Source organism: Streptomyces sp. NBC_00289, assembly GCF_041435115.1.
In the GTDB taxonomy this organism is placed as follows: domain Bacteria; phylum Actinomycetota; class Actinomycetes; order Streptomycetales; family Streptomycetaceae; genus Streptomyces.
The window spans coordinates 7,324,692-7,343,483 of record NZ_CP108046.1 but is presented as its reverse complement, the minus strand read 5'-3'; the positions used below and the strand labels follow the sequence as shown (position 1 = coordinate 7,343,483).

17 protein-coding genes are annotated in these 18,792 nt (G+C 69.2%); 5 read left to right on the top strand and 12 right to left on the bottom strand.

Features of this window, described 5'->3' with window-relative positions; all coding sequences use genetic code 11:
• Nucleotides 1-52: 52 nt before the first annotated feature.
• From OG985_RS33170 to OG985_RS33155, 4 genes are all read right to left on the bottom strand, one after another.
• Entirely contained in the window at nucleotides 53-1,717 is a 1,665-nt protein-coding gene (locus OG985_RS33170; RefSeq protein WP_371672030.1) for a cytochrome bc complex cytochrome b subunit, read from the bottom strand.
• The gene (locus OG985_RS33165) at nucleotides 1,714-2,781 is read right to left on the bottom strand and encodes a Rieske 2Fe-2S domain-containing protein (RefSeq protein ID WP_371672029.1); all 1,068 of its coding nucleotides are present in this window, start codon (nucleotides 2,779-2,781) and stop codon (nucleotides 1,714-1,716) included. Before OG985_RS33165 ends, OG985_RS33170 begins: the two co-directional genes overlap by 4 nt.
• The gene (locus tag OG985_RS33160; protein WP_371672028.1) at nucleotides 2,778-3,587 is read right to left on the bottom strand and encodes a c-type cytochrome; all 810 of its coding nucleotides are present in this window, start codon (nucleotides 3,585-3,587) and stop codon (nucleotides 2,778-2,780) included. The genes OG985_RS33165 and OG985_RS33160 overlap by 4 nt, the downstream gene beginning before the upstream one ends.
• A 64-nt stretch (nucleotides 3,588-3,651) precedes the next feature.
• The gene (locus OG985_RS33155; protein ID WP_371672027.1) at nucleotides 3,652-4,272 is read right to left on the bottom strand and encodes a heme-copper oxidase subunit III; all 621 of its coding nucleotides are present in this window, start codon (nucleotides 4,270-4,272) and stop codon (nucleotides 3,652-3,654) included.
• A gap of 178 nt (nucleotides 4,273-4,450) precedes the next feature.
• Here OG985_RS33155 and OG985_RS33150 point away from each other — a divergent pair, with 178 nt between their 5' ends.
• Entirely contained in the window at nucleotides 4,451-4,852 is a 402-nt protein-coding gene (locus OG985_RS33150) for a hypothetical protein (RefSeq protein ID WP_371672026.1), read from the top strand.
• A gap of 46 nt (nucleotides 4,853-4,898) precedes the next feature.
• On the opposite strand, the gene OG985_RS33145 is transcribed toward OG985_RS33150, so the two are convergent.
• The 4 genes from OG985_RS33145 to coxB all read right to left on the bottom strand — a co-directional run bounded on the left by OG985_RS33145 (nucleotide 4,899) and on the right by coxB (nucleotide 9,473).
• A complete protein-coding gene (locus OG985_RS33145; protein ID WP_371672025.1) occupies nucleotides 4,899-6,254 on the bottom strand; it encodes an Ig-like domain-containing protein in 1,356 nt (451 codons plus the stop codon).
• Between the two features lie 131 nt (nucleotides 6,255-6,385).
• Nucleotides 6,386-6,784 (bottom strand): cytochrome c oxidase subunit 4, encoded by a 399-nt coding sequence (locus OG985_RS33140; RefSeq protein WP_371672024.1) that lies wholly within the window; start codon nucleotides 6,782-6,784, stop codon nucleotides 6,386-6,388.
• The gene (gene ctaD, locus OG985_RS33135) at nucleotides 6,781-8,517 is read right to left on the bottom strand and encodes a cytochrome c oxidase subunit I (RefSeq protein WP_371672023.1); all 1,737 of its coding nucleotides are present in this window, start codon (nucleotides 8,515-8,517) and stop codon (nucleotides 6,781-6,783) included. Before ctaD ends, OG985_RS33140 begins: the two co-directional genes overlap by 4 nt.
• Entirely contained in the window at nucleotides 8,514-9,473 is a 960-nt protein-coding gene (gene coxB, locus OG985_RS33130; protein WP_371672022.1) for a cytochrome c oxidase subunit II, read from the bottom strand. Before coxB ends, ctaD begins: the two co-directional genes overlap by 4 nt.
• A 318-nt stretch (nucleotides 9,474-9,791) precedes the next feature.
• Here coxB and OG985_RS33125 point away from each other — a divergent pair, with 318 nt between their 5' ends.
• Entirely contained in the window at nucleotides 9,792-11,168 is a 1,377-nt protein-coding gene (locus OG985_RS33125; RefSeq protein ID WP_371672021.1) for a cysteine desulfurase/sulfurtransferase TusA family protein, read from the top strand.
• A gap of 15 nt (nucleotides 11,169-11,183) precedes the next feature.
• Here the strand turns inward: OG985_RS33125 and OG985_RS33120 are convergent, their stop codons facing one another.
• Nucleotides 11,184-12,158, bottom strand: coding sequence for a carbohydrate kinase family protein (locus OG985_RS33120; RefSeq protein ID WP_371672020.1), 975 nt, complete (start codon nucleotides 12,156-12,158; stop codon nucleotides 11,184-11,186).
• A 149-nt stretch (nucleotides 12,159-12,307) separates the two neighbouring features.
• On the opposite strand from OG985_RS33120, the gene OG985_RS33115 reads away from it, so the two are divergent.
• A complete protein-coding gene (locus OG985_RS33115) occupies nucleotides 12,308-12,517 on the top strand; it encodes a hypothetical protein (protein ID WP_371672019.1) in 210 nt (69 codons plus the stop codon).
• Between the two features lie 182 nt (nucleotides 12,518-12,699).
• Nucleotides 12,700-14,673 (top strand): hypothetical protein, encoded by a 1,974-nt coding sequence (locus OG985_RS33110; protein ID WP_371672018.1) that lies wholly within the window; start codon nucleotides 12,700-12,702, stop codon nucleotides 14,671-14,673.
• Between the two features lie 113 nt (nucleotides 14,674-14,786).
• On the opposite strand, the gene erpA is transcribed toward OG985_RS33110, so the two are convergent.
• On the bottom strand, nucleotides 14,787-15,143 hold the full coding sequence (erpA, locus tag OG985_RS33105; protein ID WP_030039301.1) for an iron-sulfur cluster insertion protein ErpA: 357 nt from the start codon (nucleotides 15,141-15,143) through the stop codon (nucleotides 14,787-14,789).
• Nucleotides 15,144-15,434: 291 nt separating this feature from the next.
• On the opposite strand from erpA, the gene nadA reads away from it, so the two are divergent.
• A complete protein-coding gene (gene nadA / locus OG985_RS33100) occupies nucleotides 15,435-16,619 on the top strand; it encodes a quinolinate synthase NadA (protein WP_371672017.1) in 1,185 nt (394 codons plus the stop codon).
• A gap of 203 nt (nucleotides 16,620-16,822) precedes the next feature.
• Here nadA and OG985_RS33095 read toward each other — a convergent pair whose 3' ends face one another.
• Together OG985_RS33095 and OG985_RS33090 are read right to left on the bottom strand one after the other, a co-directional pair.
• Nucleotides 16,823-17,503: a response regulator gene (locus OG985_RS33095; protein ID WP_371672016.1), complete on the bottom strand. Its 681-nt coding sequence runs from the start codon at nucleotides 17,501-17,503 to the stop codon at nucleotides 16,823-16,825.
• A complete protein-coding gene (locus tag OG985_RS33090) occupies nucleotides 17,500-18,729 on the bottom strand; it encodes a sensor histidine kinase (RefSeq protein ID WP_371672015.1) in 1,230 nt (409 codons plus the stop codon). Before OG985_RS33090 ends, OG985_RS33095 begins: the two co-directional genes overlap by 4 nt.
• Nucleotides 18,730-18,792: the final 63 nt, after the last annotated feature.

Here is an 18,792-nt window from a genome sequence, read left to right as displayed (position 1 = left end):
GCCCCCGTCCGAAGACCGGACGGGGGCCCTTCAACCGTGGCGTGCGCAGTGATCAGTGGTGGCCGTGGCCGCTGGTGATCTCCTTGTACTCCTCGACGGTGGGCTTCGCGATCTGGGCCTCGTCGCCGTAGTACGCCTCGCTCAACTTGGCGCGCAGCTTCTCGGGGCCCTTCACCTTGCGCTCGACACCGTTCGCGTCGACCGTCGGGCCGATACCGGCCGGCTTGTACTGCTCGTGCGCGGTGAGGGTGTGCAGCTGCTCCTGGCTGAGCGGCTCGTGGATCTCGACGAACTCACCGTGCGGCAGGCGCTTGATGATGCCCGACTCGCGGCCGTGCAGCACCTTGTCCTTGTCGCGGCGCTGGAGGCCGAGGCAGATCCGCTTGGTGATGACGAACGCGACGACCGGCGCGACGAAGAACGCGACCCGGACGAACCAGGTGATGGCGTTGATCGACAGGTGGAAGTGGGTGGCGATGATGTCGTTGCCACCACCGACCAGCAGGACGAAGTACCAGGTCATCCAGGCCACACCGAACCCGGTCCGGGTGGGGGCGTTGCGCGGGCGGTCCAGGATGTGGTGCTCGCGCTTGTCGCCGGTGACCCAGGACTCGATGAACGGGTAGACCGCGATCGCGACCAGGACCAGCGGGAAGATGACCAGCGGGATGAACACGCCCAGCACGAGCGTGTGACCCCAGAAGTTGATCTCCCAGCCCGGCATGACACGGATCAGGCCCTCGGAGAAGCCCATGTACCAGTCGGGCTGTGCGCCCGTGGACACCATGTCCGGCCGGTAGGGGCCCATGGCCCAGATCGGGTTGATCGAGGCGATCGCCGCGATGGCCGCGATGACACCGAAGACCAGGAAGAAGAAGCCTCCGGCCTTGGCCATGTAGACGGGCAGCAACGGCATGCCGACGACGTTGTTGTTCGTCTTTCCGGGGCCCGCGAACTGCGTGTGCTTGTGGTAGAAGACCAGGATCAGGTGGCCGACCACCAGGCCGAGCATGATGCCCGGCAGCAGCAGGACGTGGATCGAGTAGAAGCGGGCCACGAAGTCGCCGCCCGGGAACTCGCCGCCGAAGAGGAAGAACGACAGGTACGTGCCGACGATCGGCACGGACAGGACCGCGCCCTCCATGAAGCGGACACCGGTGCCGGAGAGCAGGTCGTCCGGGAGCGAGTAACCGGTGAAGCCGGTGAACATGCCCAGGACGAACAGCAGGAAGCCGAACAGCCAGTTGACCTCACGCGGCTTGCGGAACGCACCCGTGAAGAACACGCGCATCATGTGCACGAACATGCCGGCGAGGAAGACCAGCGCCGCCCAGTGGTGGATCTGCCGGATCAGCAGACCACCGCGCACATCGAAGGAGATGTGCATGGTCGAGTTGAACGCCTCGGACATCAGCTGTCCCTGCAGCGGGACGTAGCTGCCGTGGTACTCCACCTCGTTCATCGACGGGTGGAAGAACAGCGTCAGGTACACACCCGTGAGGATGATGATGATGAAGCTGTAGAGGCAGACCTCGCCCAACATGAACGACCAGTGGTCGGGGAAGATCTTGCGCATGTTGGACTTGGCCAGGGAGTAGATCCCGAGCCGTCCGTCCGCCCAGTCGGCGACACGCTCGCCGGCCGGTGCCTTCTCGCGTGAACCGTGCGCCGCGCCGTTGGCTGCGGAGGGGTTCGTGTTACCGGGTGTAGTACTCATCCGCGCTCCCAGAATGCAGGACCGACGGGCTCCTCGAAGTCGCCGAGCGCCTGGAGGTAGCCCTCGTCGTTCACGCCGATGCGCAGCTGCGGCAGGGCGTGACCGGCGGGGCCGAAGATCACCCGGGCACCGTCGGAGAGGTCGAAGGTGGACTGGTGGCAGGGGCACAGTACGTGGTGCGTCTGCTGCTCGTACAGGGAGATCGGGCACCCCACGTGGGTGCAGATCTTCGAGTACGCCACGATGCCCTCGTGCGACCACTCGAGCTCGCGCTTGTCCTTGATGTTGTCCGGCTGGATCCGGACGATCATCAGGGCCGCCTTGGCGATCTCGGTCTGGAACTCCTCGTCGTGCTCCTCCAGGCCCTCGGGCTTGGCGAAGGTGAGCGAGCCGACCGCGACGTCAGAGGCACGCAGCGGCTGGTTCGTGTTCATGTTGACGAGCAGCTTGCCCTTGGACCACAGGGTGTGGCGGAGCTTGGTGCCCGGGAGCGGGCCGAGGTCGCGCAGCAGCATGATGCCGGAGAGCGGGAACAGGGCCAGCGCGCCGAACATCGTGTTGCGGATCAGCTTGCGGCGGCCGAGCGCGGACTCCTTGGCACCCTGCTTGAAGTCGGCCAGGACCTTGGCCTTGACCTCGGGAGGCGCCTCGATCGGGTGACGCTCGTCGGCGACCTCCGCGTCGGACATCAGGGTGCGGGCCCAGTGGACCGCGCCCGCGCCGATCGTGAACAGCGCCAGCCCCAGCGTCAGGCCCAGCGCGAAGTTCAGCGCGCTGACCCTGCCGATCGGGAAGACGTAGACCGACCTGTCGGCCGGGATCGTCACGTACGAGGCGATGAAGCCGACGGTCGCCAGCATCGACAACGTGAACAGGAACGCGACGACGCGCTCGGACCGCTTGGCGGCCCGCTCGTCGATGTCCTGCACCCGGTGCTCGTGGGGCGGCAGGCCCGGGTCGGCGAACGGGTTCTGCTCGTCCGCGACCGTTACCGCGCCGTGCCCGTGGTCGTGGGCGGCCTGCTCAGCGGGCAGGTTCTCTTCTGGAATGTCTTGGCTACTCATGACTTCTTGGCCTTTGCGGTCCGAGCGGCGACCCAGACGGCGACCGCGATCAGCGCGCCGAGTCCGAAGACCCACCCGAACAGTCCCTCGGTGACCGGACCCAGTCCGCCCAGCTCAAGGCCGCCGGGGCTCTCGGTGTCGTCTCCGTTGACCGCGTTCAGGTACGCGATGATGTCCTTCTTGTTCTGCTCCGACAGCGTGGTGTCGGGGAAGGAGGGCATGTTCTGCGGGCCGGTCTGCATGGCCTCGTAGATGTGCTTCGGGTTGACGCCTTCGAGGTCCGGTGCGTACTTCCCGTGCGTCAGGGCGCCGCCCTTGCCGGTGAAGTTGTGGCACGCCGCGCAGTTGGTGCGGAACAGCTCGCCGCCCTTGGCGATGTCGGCGCCCTCGGGGCCGAACTCCGTCTTGGTCGGGACGGACGGACCGGCACCCAGCGACGCGATGTACGCGGCCAGCTGGTCGATCTCGGCCTGCGAGTAGATGACCTTCTTCTTCGGGATCTGCGCGCCGGGCTGCTGGGCCGGCATACGGCCGGTGCCGACCTGGAAGTCGACGGCCGCAGCGCCCACGCCGACCAGGCTCGGACCGTCAGAGGTGCCCTGACCGCCGGTGCCGTGGCAGCTGGCGCAGCCGACCGAGTAGAGCTTCTGGCCCTCCTCGATCGTGAGGGACTGGGCGGTTTCGTCGGCCTGCGCCTTGCTCGCGGGTGCGAACGCGGCGTACAGCCCCCCGGTGCATGCCAGCGCGAGGAGTAGGACGACGAGCGCCGCCAGCGGATGGCGTCGTCGTGCGGAGAGCTTTTTCACGGATTACCCCGGTGTCAGGATCTTCTGCGTCGATGCTTCTGGATATGTGCGGGTACGGCCGCGACTACTTGATCAGGTAGATCGTGGCGAAGAGGCCGATCCAGACGACGTCGACGAAGTGCCAGTAGTAGGACACGACGATCGCGGCGGTCGCCTGCTCGTGGGTGAACCTCTTGGCCGCGTAGGTGCGTCCGAGGACGAACAGGAAGGCGATGAGGCCGCCCGTCACGTGCAGGCCGTGGAAGCCGGTGGTCAGGTAGAACACCGATCCGTACGGGTCGGAGGAGAGCGAGAGCCCGTCCTTCTTCACCAGCTCCGTGTACTCGAAGATCTGACCGCCGATGAAGATCGCGCCCATGACGAAGGTGACGATGAACCAGCCCCGGAGCTTCTTCACGTCACCGCGCTCGGCGGCGAAGACGCCGAGCTGGCAGGTGAGTGAGGAGAGCACCAGGATCGTGGTGTTCACCGACGAGAAGGGGACGTTGAGAGCGTCCGCCATCTCCTTCCAGTGATCGGGCCCCGTCACCGATCGCAGGGTGAAGTACATCGCGAAGAGGGCCGCGAAGAACATCAGCTCGGAACTCAGCCAGATGATGGTTCCGACGCTGGTGAGGTTCGGCCGGTTGACCGACGGGTGCGCGTGCCCGGTATCTACTGTCGTTGCTGTCGCCACGACCGACATTATGTCGGTCCCTTATCCCGCCCTCACTCCGGGGGGTGCCGTTCGGAGTGTCCGCAGCGTGTGCAGTGCCCGTATGGCCCATCGAAGCGGTGTCCGAACCGGTGTTGACGAGGTGGACGAGGGAGTAACATCCGCCGCATCGGTTCTGTCCGTACGACGCTGACGTCCCGGAGGAAACATGCAGCCGACCGCCACGGTGCTGGTCTACAGCGACGACTCCAACACCCGTGAACAAGTGCGGCTCGCCACCGGGCGGCGGCCCGCTCCCGACGCTCCCGTGGTGGAGTTCGTGGAGTGCGCGACGCAGGCCGCCGTCATCAAGGAGCTCGACAAGGGCGGCATCGACGTCTGCGTGCTGGACGGCGAGGCCGCGCCGATGGGCGGCATGGGCCTGTGCCGGCAGATCAAGGACGAGGTGTTCCACTGCCCGCCCGTGCTGCTGCTGATCGGCCGGCCGCAGGATGCCTGGCTGGCCACGTGGAGCCGGGCGGACGCGGCTGTGACGCTGCCGGTGGATCCGGTGGAGTTCGCGGGCGCCCTGGCTTCCCTGCTCCGGCAGAAGCGGGCTCTGAGCGCCTGAGCGTCCGGTCGGGCCTCGCCCCCGAGGTCCGTGGCCCCGAGGGGTGTCAGACGCTCTGCGGCCGCAGTCGGGCCCGTTCCGCCGCGCTCGGCGCGTCGGGGGTGTCGGCGACCAGGGCGCTGCCCGTACGCCACTTCTTCCAGGCCAGGTTCCAGTCGCCGAAGCCGTTGCCGAACGACTCCATGGTGTCGCCGTCGGAGTTGACGACCTGGACCAGGTCGCCCTCGCGGACGTGCTCGAAGAACCACTCGGCGTTGCTCGTGCTCATGCCGGTGCAGCCGTGGCTGACGTTGGCGTAGCCCTGGGAGCCCACGGACCAGGGGGCGGCGTGCACGTACTCGCCGCTCCAGGTGACGCGGGTGGCGTAGTAGACCGGGAGGTCGTAGGAGTCGGCGGAGCCTTCGGCTATGCCGACGGTGGTGCCGCGCATCCGTACGAAGTACTCCTTGCCCAGGACGACCTTGACGCCGTTGCGGGTGTCGAAGCCGGGCTTGCCGGTGGTGACGGGGATCTCGTTGATCACCTCGCCGTTCTTGTAGACCTTCATGGAGTGCGTCGAGGCGTCCGTGACGGCGATGACACGGTCGCCGGTGGTGAGCTTGAGGGGCTTGGCCGGGCCGCCCCGCAGACGGTCGCTGATCTTCACGCCGTCCAGGTTGCTGTACACCTGGATGGTGGCGTGGGCGGGCCAGTACTCCTTGGGCCGGTAGTGCAGCTTCTTGTCGTCCACCCAGTGCCACGTGCCCTGCACGGCGGGCGTGGAGTCCACCCTGAGGGCACGCTCGACTATGGCGCGCTGCGCCTTGTCCTTCACCGGCTTGTTCAGTTCGGCCGTGACGGGCTGGCCGACGCCGTAGGTGCCCGACTTGGGCCCGAAGGTCACCGTCAGCCGCTTGCTGGTGGTGGGCTTGCTGGTGTCGAAGGTGAGGACCTTGCGGCCGGGCGCGCCGTCCTCGTCCTCGGTGCTCACCCGCACCGTGTAGTGGGCGTTCGCGGCCAGCGGCGAGGTGCTGTGCCAGCGGCTGCCGTCGGCGGAGAGTTCGCCGACCACGTACCGGCCTGTCGCGTCCACGGCCGTGACGTCCGTGAGGCGCCCGTCGGAGTCCTCGGCGGTGACCTCCAGGGGCTTGTCCGGGTCGACCTTCTTGCCGCCGCCGGTGAGGCCGTTGAAGGAGATCTGGTCGGCCGCGTCGTACGGCGTGGCCGACAGCGGGTTGCCGTCGCTGCCGCAGGCGGTGACGCCGGCGCCGAGGGCTATCACCAGCAACGTGCAGCACAGGACGGTGCGAGTGCGCGGGCGTGCCGGGGTCGAGAGGTCGAGCGCGTGGGGGCCCGAAGGGCTGAGCACGGCCGGCCTCTCGACACCGGCTGTCGCGCCTTGGGAGGTGTCAGAGTGGCTCATGAGCTCAACGTAGGAAGCTTCGTCAACAGCGGCGCGCTGGGTGACACGGACGAGGGACGCGCATTGCGGCAAAAGCAGGAGCCCGGACCCTCCTGACGGAGTGTCCGGGCTCCTTGAGCGCTCGGCGCGTGCTACTGGGTGCGGTTCTCACCGCGGTAGTACTCGAAGACCCAGCCCCACAGGCCGATCATGATCAGCGGCGCCGAGAAGTACATCAGCCACCAGCCGATCGCGATCGACAGGAAGGCGAGAGCTCCACCGATGCCCAGAGCGAGCGGCTGCCAGCTGTGCGGGCTGAAGAACCCGACCTCGCCGGCGTCGTCCGCGACGTCCGCCTCCTTGTTGTCCTGGGCACCCGCGTCGACCCGCCGGGCCGTGAAGCCCAGGTAGAAGCCGATCATGATGCACAGGCCGAAGGCCAGGAAGAGGGCCGTGGTACCGGCCGGCTCCTTCGACCACACGCCGTAGACGACCGCCATGGCGAGCACGAAGACGCTCAGCCAGATGAACATCCTGCCCTGGATCTTCACTTGCCGGCCTCCTTGCCACCGGAGAGGGCCTTCTCACCGTGACCGACGTTCTCGAGCTGGTCGAGCGCGGCGATCTCGGGGTGGTGCAGGTCGAACGCCGGGGATTCACTGCGGATCCGCGGCAGGGTGAGGAAGTTGTGCCGCGGCGGCGGGCAGGAGGTCGCCCACTCGAGCGAGCGGCCGTAGCCCCACGGGTCGTCCACGCCTACCGGCTTGCCGTACTTGGCCGTCTTCCACACGTTGTAGAGGAACGGCAGGATCGACAGGCCGAGCAGGAACGAGCTGATCGTCGAGATCGTGTTCAGGGCGGTGAAGCCGTCGGCCGCGAGATAGTCCGCGTACCGGCGCGGCATGCCCTCGGCACCCAGCCAGTGCTGGACCAGGAAGGTGCCGTGGAAGCCGATGAACAGCGTCCAGAAGGTGATCTTGCCGAGGCGCTCGTCGAGCATCTTGCCGGTCATCTTCGGCCACCAGAAGTGGAAGCCGGAGAACATCGCGAAGACGACGGTGCCGAAGACGACGTAGTGGAAGTGCGCCACCACGAAGTACGAGTCGGACACGTGGAAGTCCATCGGCGGCGAGGCCAGGATGACACCGGTCAGACCACCGAAGGTGAAGGTGATCAGGAAGCCGGTCGCCCAGAGCATCGGGGTCTCGAAACTCAGGGACCCCTTCCACATCGTGCCGATCCAGTTGAAGAACTTCACGCCCGTCGGTACGGCGATGAGGAACGTCATGAAGGAGAAGAACGGCAGCAGCACTCCGCCGGTGACGTACATGTGGTGGGCCCACACGGTCACGGACAGGCCGGCGATGGAGATGGTCGCGGCGATCAGGCCCATGTAGCCGAACATCGGCTTGCGGGAGAACACCGGGATCACTTCGGAGATGATGCCGAAGAACGGCAGCGCGATGATGTACACCTCTGGATGGCCGAAGAACCAGAAGAGGTGTTGCCACAGCAGCGCTCCGCCGTTGGCCGAGTCGAAGACGTGAGCGCCGAACTTCCGATCCGCCTCCAGCGCGAACAGCGCGGCGGCGAGCACGGGGAAGGCGAGCAGGACCAGGACCGCCGTCAGCAGCACGTTCCACACGAAGATCGGCATGCGGAACATCGTCATGCCGGGAGCGCGCATGCAGATGATCGTGGTGATGAAGTTGACCGCGCCGAGGATGGTGCCGAAGCCGGAGAAGGCCAGACCCATGATCCACAGGTCGGCGCCGATGCCCGGCGAGCGGACCGCGTCCGACAGCGGGGAGTAGGCGAACCAGCCGAAGTCGGCCGCGCCCTGCGGGGTCAGGAAGCCGCCCACCGCGATCGTCGAGCCGAACAGGTACAGCCAGTAGGCGAACATGTTCAGCCGCGGGAACGCCACGTCGGGCGCACCGATCTGCAGCGGCATGATCCAGTTCGTGAAGCCGGCGAACAGCGGCGTCGCGAACATCAGCAGCATGATCGTGCCGTGCATCGTGAACGCCTGGTTGAACTGCTCGCTCGACATGATCTGCAGACCCGGCCGGGCCAGCTCGGCGCGCATGAACAGCGCCATCACGCCACCGATGCAGAAGAACGCGAACGACGTGACCAGGTACAGCGTTCCGATCGTCTTGTGGTCAGTGGTCGTCAGCCACTTGACGACGATCTCGCCGCGCCTCTGGCGCCGGACCGGCAGCTCGTCCGCGTAGTGGGACCCTGCGGCCGCGGCACCCTGGGGTTCGTTGAGGATGCTCACAGGTTGTTCGTCTCCCGGTTCTTCTCGTGGCTCGTCTGCGCGATGCCGGCGGGAATGTAACCGGTCTGCCCCTTCTTGGCGAGGTCCTTGAGGTGCTGCTGGTAGCGCTCGGGGGAGACGACCTTCACGTTGAACAGCATCCGGGAGTGGTCGACGCCGCAGAGCTCGGCACACTTGCCACGGAACGTTCCCTCCTTGTTGGGCGTCACCTGGAAGGAGTTGGTGTGGCCCGGGATGACGTCCTGCTTCATCAGGAACGGCAGCACCCAGAAGGAGTGGATGACGTCACGCGAGGTGAGCACGAAGCGGACCGTCTCACCCTTGGGAAGCCAGAGGGTCGGGCCGGGGTTGCCGTTCTGCGGGTTCCGCGTGCCGGGCGTACCGACGTCGTAGACACCGCCGGCGTTCGCCGGGAACGCGTTCTTGAAGCGGTCCGGGATCGCGGCGAGGTTCTTGTCGGTCGCCGCGTCACCCGTGGAACCGGCGACGGGCTCGATGTAGTTGAAGCCCCAGCTCCACTGGAAGCCGACGACGTTGATGGTGACGTCGGGCTTCTTGTCCAGGCTGAGGAGCTTCGACTCGTCGCGAGCCGTGAAGTAGAACAGCACCGAGACGATGATCAGCGGGACCACCGTGTACAGCGCCTCGATGGGCATGTTGTACCGGGTCTGTGGGGGAACTTCGACCTTGGTGCGGCTGCGCCGGTGGAACATGGCGCTCCACAGGATCAGACCCCACACCAGCACGCCCACGGCGAGCGCGGCCGCCCAGGAGCCCTGCCACAGGGAGAGGATCCGCGGAGCCTCTTCCGTGGTCGGGGTGGGCATACCAAGGCGGGGGAAGTCCTTGTATGTGCAACCGGTCGCGGTCGCCAGGACCAGGCCCGCGGTCATTGCCTGCAGCAGCTTCCGCCGCATCGGGCGCCGCGGCGAGCGGTCGGAGCCGTTGGGACTCACGTAGCGCCTTCCCGAGAGTCTCGCCCGCGCTGTCGGCTGCGGCCTTCTCGCTGGTCGGTCGCCGCCCTGCGTCGGGCAGGGGTTTGGATGTTTATGCGGACCAAACCCTACTGGACGCGTTTTGGGGTCGCGCGGGGAGGGTCCCCAACGCGCCGGGGGTCCAGCCGAAGGGGTGGGATGTCCGGCTCGGGCTGCCTTTCTGACGGGGGCTCGGGGCGCCCACCTGCTCGCTTGCTGCCGTTATGCGCGGTGAGCGCGGGCCGGTGGGGGTTTGTCGCGCGCTTCCCCGCGCCCCTCCAGGGCGCTTAGCGTGGTCGTGTGTCCTACTTCGATGCCGCTTCCGCCGCTCCTCTGCATCCCGTTGCCCGTCAGGCCCTGCAGGCCTCGCTCGACGAGGGGTGGGCGGACCCCGCACGTCTGTACAGGGAGGGGCGGCGGGCCCGGTTGCTGCTGGACGCGGCGCGCGAGGCGACGGCCGAGGCGGTGGGATGCCGGCCGGACGAACTGGTCTTCACCTCCTCCGGCACGCGGGCGGTGCACTCCGGGATCGCCGGTGCGCTGGCGGGCCGCCGCCGCGTCGGGCGTCACCTGATCGTGTCTGCCGTCGAACACTCCTCGGTCCTGCATTCGGCGGAGGTGTTCGAGGCGGACGGCGGGTCGGTGTCGGAGGTACCGGTCCTTCGTACGGGCGCGGTGACCGCCGAGTCGTACGAGAACGCCCTGCGCGCCGACACCGCGCTGGCGTGTCTCCAGTCGGCCAACCACGAGGTGGGTACCGAGCAGCCGGTGGCCTCGGTGGCCGAGGTGTGCCGGCGAGCCGGTGTGCCGCTGCTGGTGGACGCGGCGCAGTCGCTGGGCTGGGGCCGGGTGGAGGGCGACTGGTCGCTGTTGACGGCGAGCGCGCACAAGTGGGGCGGCCCGTCGGGGGTCGGCCTGCTCGTCGTACGCAAGGGGGTGCGGTTCGCGCCCCAGGGGCCGGTGGACGAGCGCGAGTCGGGGCGGGCGGCGGGTTTCGAGAACCTCCCGGCCGTGGTGGCCGCGGCGGCCTCTCTGCGCGCGGTGCGTGCCGAGGCGGCCCTGGAGGCGGCACGGCTGCGGGAACTGACGGAGCGGATCCGGGCGCGGGTGCCGCGGTCGGTGCCGGACGTGGAGGTGGTCGGCGACGCGGACCGGCGGCTGCCCGGGATCGTCACCTTCTCCTGTCTCTATGTCGACGGGGAGACCCTGCTGCACGAGCTGGACCGGGCCGGGTTCTCCGTCTCGTCCGGATCGTCGTGCACGAGCAGCACGCTGACGCCCAGCCATGTGCTGAAGGCGATGGGCGTGCTCAGCGAGGGGAACGTACGGGTGTCGCTGCCGTCCGGGACCCCGGCGGAGGAGGTCGACCGGTTCCTGGACGTGCTGCCCGGGGCGGTCGCGGCGGTGCGCGAGCAACTGGGGGCGCCGGCGCCGGAGACGGTGGTGCGGGACGACGTCCTGGTCGTGGACGCGCTCGGCAAGCGCTGCCCGATCCCGGTGATCGAGCTGGCTAAGGTCATCGGGGACGTGCCGGTCGGCGGCAGGATCCGCGTCCTGTCCGACGACGAGGCGGCCCGGCTGGACATCCCGGCCTGGTGCCAGATGCGGGCGCAGGAGTACGTCGGCGAGGAGCCGGCGGACCAGGGCTCGGCCTACGTGGTCCGCCGGCTCTCGTGAGCCGGAAGGGGCGGGTCAGCCGAGGTACGCCCGGACCTCGGCGGCGGCGTCATGGCCGTACGCCTTGGTGAAGCGGTCCATGAAGTGGGCGCGGCGCAGCGTGTACTCCTGCGTGCCGACCGTCTCGATGACCAGTGTGGCGAGCATGCAGCCGACCTGGGCGGCGCGCTCTAGGGAGACGCCCCAGGCGAGGCCGGAGAGGAAGCCGGCCCGGAAGGCGTCGCCGACACCGGTGGGGTCGGCCTTGCGCTCCTCCTCCGCGCAGCCGACCTCGATCGGGTCCTCGCCGACCGCCTCGATGCGCACACCGCGCGAGCCGAGCGTGGTCACGCGGTGGCCGACCTTGGCGAGGATCTCGGCGTCGCTCCAGCCCGTCTTCGACTCGATGAGGCCCTTCTCGTACTCGTTGGAGAAGAGGTACGTCGCTCCGTCCAGCAGTATCCGGATCTCGTCGCCGTTCATCCGGGCGATCTGCTGGGAGAAGTCGGCGGCGAAGGGGATCGAGCGGGAGCGGCACTCCTCGGTGTGGCGGAGCATCGCCTCCGGGTCGTCCGCGCCGATCAGGACCAGGTCGAGTCCCTCCACGCGGTCGGCGACGGTCTTGAGCTCGATCTGCCGGGCCTCGCTCATGGCGCCCGTGTAGAAGGAGCCGATCTGGTTGTGGTCGGCGTCGGTGGTGCAGACGAAGCGGGCCGTGTGCAGCGTCTCGGAGATGCGCACGGACTCGGTGTCGACGCCGTGCCGGTCGAGCCAGGCGCGGTACTCGTCGAAGTCGAAGCCCGCGGCGCCGACGAGGATCGGCCGGGTGCCGAGCTGTCCCATGCCGAAGGCGATGTTGGCGCCGACTCCGCCCCGGCGTACGTCCAGGTTGTCGACCAGGAAAGAGAGGGAGACGGTGTGCAGCTGGTCCGCGACGAGCTGATCGGCGAATCGGCCGGGGAAGGTCATGAGGTGGTCGGTGGCGATGGAGCCGGTGACTGCGATGCGCACGGCGTGGACTCTCCTGCGGGGAGACGACTTGACAGTTCACGCTACCGGGTCGGAGGGGGCTCTGCGAGGTTGCGTGCCGCGAGGAAGCAGGCAAAACTACCCGATAGTAGATCTTTCTTCGCCGCCTTCGACGTGCCTACGGTGCCGCTATGACGAACCTCAAGGTCCACGCCCCCGTCCCGGCCGACCTGGACGGCGACCTCGCGTCGCTGCGTGTCGACTGCGCCCGGATGGCCCCGCACTGGGCCGCGCCCGACCGGATCACCACCCTTCCCGTCTCCCCGTCGCTCATCCACGGCGTGACCGTGCCGCCGGCCTCGGCCCGGCTGCTGGACGCGATGTCGGACTACGGCGACTGACCCGGGCGAGTCCGACCGGCGCTCTTCGGGAGCCGTGCGCTCTCTGTGGAACCGCGCGCTCCCCCGCTGCGTCCCATCGCTGTCCCCCGTGAAGGGGATGCGGGATACGACCCACCGGCAAGCCGAACAGGCAGGTCCGGGTCAGAATCACAGGGACTGTGCGCAGCCGAAGGAGCGATGCGGTGAACACCGAGCGACCCGACAACGACGACGCCGCCGAGGCCCACGAGGCCGCCGAGGAGAAGGCCGCCTCGGAGACGGCCTCGGAGGACGGGCGCGCCCGGGAGGACATCGACGGCACGGAGGACGCGGCGGGCCGGGAGGACGCGGCCGGGTCGGAGGACACCACCGGGCCGGAGGGCACCATCGACTCGGAGGACGCCATCGGTTCGGAGGGCACCACCGGTTCGGACGATGCCACCGGTTCGGAGGGCACCACCGATTCGGAGGTGCCGGGTAGTTCTTCCGAGGGTGCCGGGACCTCTGACGCTCCTGAAGCCCAGGCGGTTTCGGAGGCTGACGAGGCTTCTGGGACCGCTGAAACTTTTGAAGCTGCCGAAGCCACGGAGCCTTCTGAGCCTTCCGAGGCTTCTGAGCCTTCCGAGGCGTCGGCGGCGGGGTCGGGCGCATCGGCCCCGGCCACCGACCCCGACCGCGACCCCGACCTTGATCTCGCCAGGTCGGCCCGGCGGCGCTCCCCGATGGTCGTCGCCTCCGTCGCGGCCGCCGTCCTGCTGGTCGGCGGAGGTGGGGCGTACTTCGCCGCGACCGCCTCCGGCGGCTCCGGCGGTTCGGACGACGCCCGGAACTCCGCCGTCCCGGGCTCCGACGGCACTCCCCCGCCGCTGGCCCTCGACGACTACGCCGCTCAGGACGGCGGCACGAACGGCATCGCGCCCGGCGAGCCCAACCCCTACGGCGTCACCTACCGCGCCGCCGGCACCCTCCCCGACGGCCCCGGAACAGCGCCGGTGTACCGGGCGAAGGGCCAGGTCACCGAGGACGAGGTGGCCCGGCTGGCCAAGGCCCTCGGGGTCGACGGGAAGCCGGTGGTCAGCGGGCAGGACTGGCAGGTCGGGCCGGTGACAGACGGTGCGGGACCCACTCTGCGGGTGACCCGTCAGGCACCGGGCGCCTGGACGTTCCACCGCTACGTACCGGGCACCGACTCCTGCAAGAGCACCCTGGTGTGCGCCCAGGACCCCGCGAACCCGGCCGGCGACACGGTCGGGGTGGAGGCCGCGAAGAAGGCGGCCGCGCCGGTCCTGAAGGCGGTCGGCCAGGACGACGCGAAGGTCGACGCGAGCCAGATCATGGGCGCCCAGCGGGTGGTGAACGCCGACCCGGTGGTCGGCGGGCTGCCCACGTACGGCTGGACGACCGGGCTGACCGTCAGCGCCCAGGGCGAAGTGGTCGGCGGGAGCGGCCAGTTGAAGGCACCGGTCAAGAGCGACTCGTATCCCGTGCTGAGCGCGCAGAAGACGCTCGACGAGATGAACACGGCGCCCGAGGCCGACCATCGCATGGGGATCGGCGGCTGCGCCAGCCCCGTACCCCTGGGGGAGCGGCTGGAGGCGCCCTGCGGCTCCTCCACGTCGACGTCCGCACCGAAGTCCTCGCCCGCGCCGACGCCCACGCAGGCACAGAACACGATCACGGTCGACAAGGCGGTGTTCGGGCTGGCGATGCACGTGGTGGACGGCCGGTCGGCGCTGGTTCCGTCCTGGCTGTTCGGCGTACGGGCCTCGGGGGCGCAGAACGCTTTCACGGTGACGCATCCGGCGGTCGACCCGGCGTACCTGACGGCCCGGGTGCCGGCCACGCCGAGCGACGAGCCGACGACCTCGAAGGCGAGCCCGCGCGACGTGCAGGTGGACGGCTACACGGCCGACGGCAAGGAACTGACCGTGGGCTTCACGGGCGGTGTCTGCGCCGACTACAAGGCGTCGGCGAGTGAGTCCGCCGGCAAGGTGACGGTCACGGTGACCCAGACGCCCTGGCCGGACAAGGTCTGCATCATGATCGCCAAGGAGTTCCACCGGACCGTGTCGCTGGACGAGCCGCTCGGCGGCCGCAAGGTCATGGGTGCGGACGGCAAGGCGATCCCGCTGGAGAAGGCGGGAGCGCGGCTGCCGGCGACGCCCGAGGCGCGGTAGCGCGGGGCCGGGAGAGACGCCCGGACGCGCGAAGGCGGCGGCCCTGTTGGAGGGGGCCGCCGCCTTCGCGCTGTCGAACCGGTGTCGTCCGAGGAGACACGGGCCGCGGGTGACTAGCTGAAGGAGTCGCCGCAGGCGCAGGAGCCGGTCGCGTTGGGGTTGTCGATCGTGAAGCCCTGCTTCTCGATGGTGTCCACGAAGTCGATCGACGCGCCGCCCAGGTACGGGGCGCTCATGCGGTCGGTGACGACCTTGACGCCGTCGAAGTCCTTGACCACGTCGCCGTCGAGCGACCGCTCGTCGAAGAAGAGCTGGTAGCGCAGGCCGGAGCAGCCACCGGGCTGGACGGCGACACGCAGCGCCAGATCCTCGCGGCCTTCCTGGTCGAGCAGGGCCTTGACCTTCGCCGCGGCGGCGTCGGACAGGATGATGCCGTCGGTGACGGTGCTGGTCTCGTCCGATACGGACATCTACATCTCTCCAAGGTTGTACGGAGACTGCTTGCCGACGGTTGCAACCGGCGGAGCCACGGATTCATTCCGGGCCGAGCGCTTCTTTTCGCCTCTCTCTTCATGCTCGCACACGCGCGGCGAAGCGGACAGCGACCGAAGTGCGGTACCGGGCACCCCGCGCCGCCGTGTCCTCCGCAGAGGTCTCCGCCGGGATTGATGTCACATCGACGCTATGGCCGTCGTCAAAGTGACGTGAAGCGGTTATGATAGATAGCGTCAGTTAGACGAAAAGTAGAAAGGGTGCGTGTCGTGACCACCGCCCAGACCCAGGAGCTCGACGTACAGCCGACGCCCCTCGCCCTGTTGCTGCTCGGCCGTGAGGCCGACCCGAGGAGCGAGCGGGGCGTCGAGTGTCCCGGCGACCTGCCCTCGCCGTCCGACCCGGATCTGGTCGAGCGCGCCCGTGCAGCCAAGGAGAAGCTCGGCAGCAAGGTCTTCGTGCTCGGCCACCACTACCAGCGCGACGAGGTCATCCAGTTCGCCGACGTCACGGGCGACTCCTTCAAGCTGGCCCGTGACGCCGCCGCGCGCCCGGAGGCCGAGTACATCGTCTTCTGCGGTGTGCACTTCATGGCGGAGTCCGCGGACATCCTCACCTCCGACGACCAGAAGGTGGTCCTGCCCGACCTCGCCGCCGGCTGCTCGATGGCCGACATGGCGACGGCCGAGCAGGTCGCCGAGTGCTGGGACGTGCTGACCGAGGCCGGGATAGCCGAGCAGGTGGTGCCCGTCTCGTACATGAACTCGTCCGCCGACATCAAGGCGTTCACGGGCAAGCACGGCGGCACCATCTGCACCTCCTCGAACGCCCAGCGGGCCCTGGAGTGGGCCTTCGAGAAGGGTGAGAAGGTGCTGTTCCTGCCGGACCAGCACCTCGGCCGCAACACCGCGGTGCGGGACATGGGGATGTCGCTGGAGGACTGCGTCCTCTACAACCCGCACAAGCCCAACGGCGGGCTGACCACCGAGCAGCTGCGGGCCGCGAAGATGATCCTGTGGCGGGGTCACTGCTCGGTGCACGGCCGCTTCAGCGTGGAGTCGGTGAACGACGTACGCGAGCGCATCCCGGGAGTGAACGTCCTGGTGCACCCGGAGTGCCGGCACGAGGTCGTGGCGGCGGCGGACCACGTCGGCTCGACCGAGTACATCATCAAGGCCCTGGAGGCCGCTCCGGCCGGCTCCAAGTGGGCCATCGGCACGGAGCTGAACCTCGTACGGCGGCTGGCGAACCGTTTCGCGAGCGAGGACAAGGAGATCGTGTTCCTCGACAAGACGGTGTGCTTCTGCTCGACGATGAACCGCATCGACCTCCCCCACCTGGTGTGGACCCTGGAGTCCCTGGCCGAGGGCAACCTGGTCAACCGGATCGAGGTGGACCGGGAGACGGAGGCGTTCGCGAAGCTGGCGCTGGAGCGGATGCTGGCGCTGCCGTAGCCGACGGCGGACGACCTCGGGGCCGGGCGCGCGTGGCGTGCCCGGCCCCGTCGTCTCACACCCCGGCGGGCTCCCGCTCCGCCGGGACGGGCGGGTCCTGGCCCGGGTGTCGGTCGCGGCCAGGCCGGCGCCCGGCGCCAACTCCCGCCTGACGGTACGGACTTCCTGCTCGCCCTGGTCGCAGAAGCTCGCCCGGGCCGAGCTCAGTCCACCCGCGGACGGACCAGGCCCGACTCGTACGCGATCACCACGAGCTGCGCCCGGTCCCGGGCGCCCAGCTTGGCCATGGCACGGTTGACGTGCGTCTTCACGGTGAGCGGACTGACCTCCAGCCGCTCGGCGATGTCGTCGTTCGAGTGCCCTCCGGCCACCTGGACCAGCACCTCGCGTTCGCGCACGGTGAGCGCGCCGAGCCGTTCGGCGCGGGCCGGGTCGCGGTCGTCGTCCCCGTCGCCCTGGGCGAGGAAGCGGGCGATCAGTCCCTTGGTGGCCGCCGGGGACAGCAGGGCCTCACCGCCGGCCGCGATACGGATCGCGCTGAGCAGTTCCTCGGGTTCGGAGCCCTTGCCGAGGAACCCGGAGGCTCCCGCGCGCAGCGACTGCACGACGTAGTCGTCGACCTCGAAGGTCGTCAGGATGACCACACGGACGTGGGTGAGGGCCGGGTCGGCGCTGATCATGCGGGTGGCGGCCAGCCCGTCCGTACCGGGCATCCGGATGTCCATCAGGACCACGTCGGGCCGCTGCTCCGCGGCCAGCCGCACCGCCTCCGCACCGTCGGACGCCTCGCCGACGACCTCCATGTCCGGCTCGGAGTCGACGAGCACCCGGAAGGCGCTGCGGAGCAGCGCCTGGTCGTCGGCGAGCAGGACACGGATCGTCATGCGGGCTCCCCCGGCTTTCGCGTGGCGGCTGTGCGGGCCTTGACCGGCAGGATCGCATGGACGCGGAAGCCGCCTCCGTAGCGGGGACCCGTGGTGAGGGTGCCGCGCAGGGCGGTCACGCGCTCCCGCATGCCGAGCAGTCCGTGGCCGCCGCCGGAGTCGGGGTCCTCGTCCTCGCCGGAGCCGTTGTCGAGCACCGTGATCTCGACGTTCGGTCCGACGCGCACGATGCTGACCTCGGCCTTCGCCTCACACCCGGCGTGCTTCTGCACATTGGTGAGGGCTTCCTGGACGATGCGGTAGGCGGCCAGGCCCACGGCGGCGGGCAGGGTGGTGCCGTGGTCGGCGCGGGCGACCTCGACATGCAGGCCCGCGCTGCGGAAGGTGCCGACGAGTTCGTCCAGGCGGTCGAGCCCGGGGGCGGGTTCGGTGGGGGCCTCGGGGTCACCGGACTGGCGGAGCAGGCCGACCGTGGCGCGCAGCTCGTTGAGCGCGGAGCGGCTGGCCTCCCGTACGTGTGCGAGGGCCTCCTTGGCCTGGTCGGGCCGCTTGTCCATGACATGGGCGGCCACGCCGGCCTGGACGTTGACCAGGGCGATGTGGTGGGCGACCACGTCGTGCAGGTCGCGGGCGATACGGAGGCGTTCCTCGGCGACCCGGCGGCGGGCCTCCTCCTCACGGGTGCGTTCGGCGCGTTCCGCGCGCTCGCGGATGGCGTGCACGAAGGCGCGGCGGCTGCGGACCGCGTCGCCCGCGGCGGCCGCCATACCGGTCCAGGCGAAGATGCCCAGGTTCTCCTGCGCGTACCAGGGCAGGGGGCCGCCGAGCATCGCGGCACCGGTCAGGATCGTCATGGTGAGGACGCCGACGCGCCAGGTGGTGGGGCGGTCGGTGGAGGCGGCGACGGTGTAGAGGGCGATGACCGCGGACATGGCCACGGGGGCGCGGGGGTCACCGGTGACGCACTCGACGACGGAGACAGTGCCGGTCACCGCGAGGACGGTCATGGGGGCGCGGCGGCGGAACACCAGGGCGACGGCGCCGAGCGTGATGAGGACCAGGCTGAGCGAGTCGGGGGTACGGACGCCCCAGCTGACGCCGTTCTCGCTGTGCGGATCCACGAACGAGCCGGCCACCATGCAGCCGAGCACGCCGGCCGCGAGTACGGCGTCCAGGGCCAGGGGATGCGCTGTCAGCCGGCGCCGGGCACGGTCGAGGATGCTCACGTCCAGTAAAGGTACGGAAGTCCTGGCTGGGGCGGAACGGGGGCCGGCCGCGGGTTGCCCGGG

Bases quoted from the DNA above. Each gene is read 5' to 3' on its own strand.
- OG985_RS33150 (WP_371672026.1), top strand. From the start codon at position 4,451: ATGCAGCCGACCGCCACGGTGCTGGTCTACAGCGACGACTCCAACACC.
- OG985_RS33155 (WP_371672027.1), bottom strand. From the start codon at position 4,272: ATGTCGGTCGTGGCGACAGCAACGACAGTAGATACCGGGCACGCGCAC.
- OG985_RS33145 (WP_371672025.1), bottom strand. From the start codon at position 6,254: ATGAGCCACTCTGACACCTCCCAAGGCGCGACAGCCGGTGTCGAGAGG.
- OG985_RS33165 (WP_371672029.1), bottom strand. From the start codon at position 2,781: ATGAGTAGCCAAGACATTCCAGAAGAGAACCTGCCCGCTGAGCAGGCC.
- OG985_RS33095 (WP_371672016.1), bottom strand. From the start codon at position 17,503: ATGACGATCCGTGTCCTGCTCGCCGACGACCAGGCGCTGCTCCGCAGC.
- erpA (WP_030039301.1), bottom strand. From the start codon at position 15,143: ATGTCCGTATCGGACGAGACCAGCACCGTCACCGACGGCATCATCCTG.
- OG985_RS33170 (WP_371672030.1), bottom strand. From the start codon at position 1,717: ATGAGTACTACACCCGGTAACACGAACCCCTCCGCAGCCAACGGCGCG.
- OG985_RS33115 (WP_371672019.1), top strand. From the start codon at position 12,308: ATGACGAACCTCAAGGTCCACGCCCCCGTCCCGGCCGACCTGGACGGC.